The organism is Blautia sp. AF19-10LB (genome assembly GCF_003461245.1).
In the GTDB taxonomy this organism is placed as follows: Bacteria; Bacillota; Clostridia; order Lachnospirales; family Lachnospiraceae; genus Blautia_A; species Blautia_A intestinihominis.
In genome coordinates, this window is sequence record NZ_QTWS01000009.1 from 104,165 (window position 1) to 105,834 (window position 1,670).

Genomic DNA, 1,670 nt, shown 5'->3' on the forward strand with positions numbered 1-1,670 from the left:
TATTTCACTCCGCATCACGTCTTCCCATTGCCGCACGGTTTTTCCAATGCGACTGGTACCTCGCTTGCACCGGGATTCCATTCCCGGCTTCCGCTCTCTGCACGTGTCCCCACAGTTCTGTCATATCATAGTACAGGAATCTCCACCTGTTGTCCATCGGCTACGACTCTCGTCCTCACCTTAGGCCCCGACTTACCCAGGGCAGATCAGCTTTACCCTGGAAACCTTGGATATTCGGCCTAGAGGATTCTCACCTCTATCTCGCTACTCATTCCGGCATTCTCTCTTCCATGCAGTCCACAGCTCCTTACGGTACTGCTTCATCCCGCATGCAATGCTCCTCTACCAATCTATTACTAGATTCCTTAGTTTCGGTGGTGCGTTTCAGCCCCGGACATTTTCGGCGCAGGACCTCTCGACCAGTGAGCTATTACGCACTCTTTGAATGAATGGCTGCTTCTGAGCCAACATCCTGGTTGTCTTCGAAATCCCACATCCTTTTCCACTTAACGCACACTTTGGGACCTTAACTGAAGGTCTGGGCTCTTTCCCTTTTGACCACCCAACTTATCTCGTGTAGTCTGACTCCTGGTAAGTAATTACACGGCATTCGGAGTTTGATATTCTTCGGTAGGCTTTGACGCCCCCTAGGAAATTCAGTGCTCTACCTCCGCAAATCTCTACCAAGGCTAGCCCTAAAGCTATTTCGAGGAGAACCAGCTATCTCCGGGTTCGATTGGAATTTCTCCCCTATCCACACCTCATCCCCACCCTTTTCAACGGATGTGGGTTCGGTCCTCCACTGCCTCTTACGGCAGCTTCAACCTGGACATGGATAGATCACCCGGTTTCGGGTCTGCCCCCACTGACTCTGGCCCTGTTAAGACTTGGTTTCCCTACGGCTCCGATCCTTAAGATCTTAACCTTGCCAGTGAGCGCAACTCGCCGGACCGTTCTACAAAAAGTACGCGGTCGTGCATGTAAAGCACTCCCACAGCTTGTAGACACAGGGTTTCAGGTTCTCTTTCACTCCCCTCCCGGGGTCCTTTTCACCTTTCCTTCACAGTACTATGCGCTATCGGTCACTAAGTGGTATTTAGCCTTAGGGGGTGGTCCCCCTTACTTCCCGCAGGGTTTCTCGTGTCCCGCGGTACTCTGGATCCTGCTCAGTCTGCTCTGTTTTCGTGTACGGGGCTTTCACCCTCTCTGGCCGGCTTTCCCAAAACCGTTCTACTAACATCACAGAATCTTAAATGCAGTCCGTAACCCCAGATCGCACGCGATCTGGTTTAGGCTCTTCCGCGTTCGCTCGCCGCTACTTACGGAATCGAGTTTTCTTTCTTTTCCTCCGGGTACTTAGATGTTTCAGTTCCCCGGGTTCCCCTCCATACGTTATGGATTGGCGTATGGATACACGAGGTTTCCTCGTGTGGGTTTCCCCATTCAGAAATCTCCGGATCAATGGATATTTGCTCCTCCCCGAAGCTTATCGCAGCTTATCACGTCTTTCTTCGGCCCTTAGTGCCAAGGCATCCGCCCTGTGCCCTTTCTGCTTGACCTTTGCATTCTGATACCCTAGCGTAGGTATCAGCGGTCTTGATTCTCATTGCTTGTTTGATAAATAAATTTATCGATGTCTTCCTATCTTACGTTTGTATATCAAGGATATT

At 50.8% G+C, this 1,670-nt stretch carries 1 rRNA gene (cut by a window edge); it reads right to left on the minus strand.

The window, feature by feature from the left end:
* Nucleotides 1–1,559, minus strand: a 23S ribosomal RNA gene (locus DWX28_RS19515) (it extends 1,477 nt beyond the left edge of the window).
* Nucleotides 1,560–1,670: the final 111 nt, after the last annotated feature.